General features: G+C 56.9%; 3 protein-coding genes and 1 pseudogene. 1 reads left to right on the top strand and 3 read right to left on the bottom strand.

What is annotated here, in order from left to right; translation table 11 throughout:
* Positions 1–245: 245 nt before the first annotated feature.
* A pseudogene (locus HAQ05_RS28885) lies at positions 246–1,001 on the bottom strand (tyrosine-type recombinase/integrase); the annotation flags it as partial.
* A 230-nt stretch (positions 1,002–1,231) separates the two neighbouring features.
* On the bottom strand, positions 1,232–1,528 hold the full coding sequence (locus tag HAQ05_RS27605; RefSeq protein ID WP_190427506.1) for a helix-turn-helix domain-containing protein: 297 nt from the start codon (positions 1,526–1,528) through the stop codon (positions 1,232–1,234).
* A 496-nt stretch (positions 1,529–2,024) separates the two neighbouring features.
* On the opposite strand from HAQ05_RS27605, the gene HAQ05_RS27610 reads away from it, so the two are divergent.
* On the top strand, positions 2,025–3,140 hold the full coding sequence (locus tag HAQ05_RS27610) for a calcium-binding protein (protein WP_190427509.1): 1,116 nt from the start codon (positions 2,025–2,027) through the stop codon (positions 3,138–3,140).
* Here HAQ05_RS27610 and HAQ05_RS27615 read toward each other — a convergent pair.
* Positions 3,097–3,196: IS3 family transposase (locus tag HAQ05_RS27615; protein ID WP_169836660.1), on the bottom strand; the 100-nt coding region annotated here is incomplete at its 5' end. The two genes, HAQ05_RS27610 and HAQ05_RS27615, sit on opposite strands and share 44 nt — an antisense overlap.

The following is a 3,196-nucleotide window of genomic DNA, read 5'->3' on the forward strand; positions in this document are numbered from 1 at the left end:
GATGAGGGGCGGGGAGGGTGCAGCGGGAGTGCTCGTTGAGCACTGAGGAAAGTGGGTTATGCAGAATCGGCATGGGCTCGTGAGTTAGGTACCTGGGACCGATTTCCGGACCAATGCCTGAGTTTCACTGGGTACTCAAGGGTACAAAGCCCACGAATTCTCTACCCTCAAGCCCCTATGAACACCCGCTAGCTACTGCATGGTGATGTTGGCGGTGGAGATCAAGGGCCTTACCTATCAATGATTTACAGTGGAGCGGATTCTGCCGATACCGATTTGATACCAATCTGCAGTTTTTCCATCTCGCCCCAATCCAAGCGGGAGTTGATCCAACGCGCATAAGTCGACAGTAGCATCTGGACGCTATGCCCAAGCTGTTGGGAGATAAATGCGGGGTTCAAACCGGACATTGAGCATATTGTCGCATAGGTATGCCGGCAGTTATACGGGGGGCGGTTGAGCATGGGCCTCCACTGCTGCTGAAGGTCCGACGTCTGTTGCACGAACTCCCGCGCCTTCGATGGCGGGAACACGTAGGCGAATTCCTTCATGCTGCCCACGCCCCGGGCTCGCCTCTGGCGGTACTGTTCAGCGAACTGGAATGCATGGATGGCCCGGGCATTGAGCAGAATGAAGCGATCACGGCCGGTCTTGTTCGTTCGACCACTTCACCTAGCGCAGCCGTTCGACATACATGTGCCTGGCGCTTTTTCAGATCGACGGCATCCCACCGGCGCGCCAGCGCCACCGATAGTCGCAGCCCGGTGAAGAACAGGAATTCGTGGAGCGCTGCGTAAATCGTGCTCGGCCAGTGGTCCCGGGCGTATAGGGCGGCAATGATGGAATTTGCTTCCTCCAGGCTGTGGGGGGGGCGATTTCCTTGGGCGATCGCTTGCGTAGCTCAATTGCATCGGCCGCTTCTTGGGAATCAGGCCGTCCAGCACAGCAGCCTTCATGATCGTGCCCAGGCAGGATAGGGCGTTGCGCTTTACCCCTGGCGATGCAGATCTGGCGGTGGGCGCCTGGCCGGGCGAAGCGGAAGGTTGTGTTTGCCAAGAAGTCGCGGCGCGCATCAGGCCAGGTTTTGTACGCATAGCCGCTGGGCGAATTGGCTTCGCGCGCCTGCTGCTCGGTGTTGAACATCTTGCGGAAGATTTCGCCCCGGCGCTGGCAGGCTAAATAGGTTTGATTGTTTCGAGCGCAAGGGCCCGGGAATCTGAAGGGGAGGTAGTTAGGCTTGGGTGGTGGGCACCGACGGCATCTCATCGATGAGCTTGCGGCCACGCTCAGGCAATGCCCGCCTGCAGAGGATCGCTGAATGTTCATCCTCGGTTATGCCATGGGCGACGAGCTTCCCGGACAACACGTAGGTGATATCGACACCGTGGCTTTCAATGGCGTGGAGATACCTGGCCGTGGGTGAGCGGTTGTCTCGCTCATAGTGGCCCTGGGCTCTCGTCTGGATGCCCGCCAACTCAGCTACCTGCTTTTGTGACTCAGCCGGCTGGGCGGCAAGTATCTCGCCCACTTGCACTATTTCCTGAGCGTGGTGACTTGGTGGTGGTGGACGGCCCCATCGAGGCGGCGCACAGCCACATCGTGTTTGCCGCCATCAACGGTAGCCGCTGTGCAAGCGCCTGCACCGACGCGGCCATGAGGTGGCGTTGGTTTCGGAGAATAGGCGCTTCCCATCGCGGTACATCCTCGATGGCGACAAATTGCCGATGTGGGGCGTGGTGACGGTCAGCCTGCACAGCCATGGTCCCAAAGCTTGAACCGGTCTATGCGCTGATCGACTGCAACAGCTTCTACGCAAGCTGCGAGCCTATACTCCGGCCCGACCTTCGTGGTACTGAGCAACGACGATCTGAGTGACGCCAACTGTTAGGACAACTTAACTCACAATCATGGACTGTGACTGTATAGTGCTTTACTGAAGCGCACTCATGATGTGAGCCCTTGAACGCAGGAAGGGCCGAGAAGTCCATTCATGTGAACCTTTCTTCCTGTTCAGGCGAAATATCATGTCCATCGTCTCAAAGACTTCCCTGCTAGCCGCGATGGATGAGCAGATCACCTTTCACGAAAGGCCATCTTTCAATACCTATACCGGTACGCCGGGCGATGATGTCCTTGTTGGCACCTATTGGGAAGACTACCTGCTCGGCGGCACTGGGGACGACACCCTAGATGGCGAGGGCGGCAGAGATACGTTGGTAGGCGGCGCCGGCGTGGATACCCTCACAGGCGGGGAAACCTATCGCACTTCGGTGAAATTTGTATTCACGTCGCTCACTGACAGTTACGCCAATGCCCAAGGCTCTCACTCCGACCTAATCACCGGTTTCAGCCAGTACGACGTATTTGACCTGACAGCCCTTGGCCTGGAGCGAATCGGTAACGGCCATAATGGCGATTTGGCGGTCAGCTACGACGCAGCATCGGATATCACGTATCTGCGCTCGCTGGACAAAGACGCCGACGGCAAGCTCTTCGAGGTACGCCTGGCAGGCGATTATCAAGGCAAGCTAAGCACGAGCAATTTCGTACTGCGTGACGACGGCACGGCTGGCAACGATAGTCTCGACTACAGCTTCAGCACCAAGCAATACCAGCTCAAAGGCCTGGACGGTGACGATACGCTGCATGGCGGGAAAACCTATAACGTGCTGGACGGCGGCGCGGGTGCTGATCACTTGATCAGCAATGGCAACACTGAGACCTTTCTCTATCACCAGCTGAGCGACAGTTTCATTAATGATGGCTCGGGTGTGTCCAGCGTAGACCTCATCAGCAACTTCAACTTGTTCCGGGGGGGCGTATTGGACGTTTCCGCGCTCGGCTTCACAGGCTTGGGCGATGGCTATGGCGGAAGCCTAAGTTATGCCTATGACAAAAACGTGGGGCATGTCGTAGTGCAGTCCTTTGAAACCGATGCTCAAGGTAACCGCTTCAAAGTGTATATCGACCAAGCCGACCGGCACGGTGACATCGCTTATCAGGATGCTGATGGCTTTATCTTCGCCGGCGATAACAGACATGACAACGCCGAGCAAACCTTGACCGGAAGGGGATGCGGACAAAAACTTGGACTGGTTATGCCGCGAGACCCAGGCTCTCACGATACTCAATGGGACTAAGAGCGCCGAGGGAAATCTTGATTCTTTTCTCGTTGTACCAGCGAATGTATGAATCC

The organism is Pseudomonas typographi, assembly GCF_014694385.1.
Lineage (GTDB): Bacteria > Pseudomonadota > Gammaproteobacteria > Pseudomonadales > Pseudomonadaceae > Aquipseudomonas > Aquipseudomonas typographi.

What these genes read in the sequence shown, in the direction of transcription:
- HAQ05_RS27610 (WP_190427509.1), top strand. Translation starts at nt 2,025, where the DNA reads ATGTCCATCGTCTCAAAGACTTCCCTGCTAGCCGCGATGGATGAGCAG.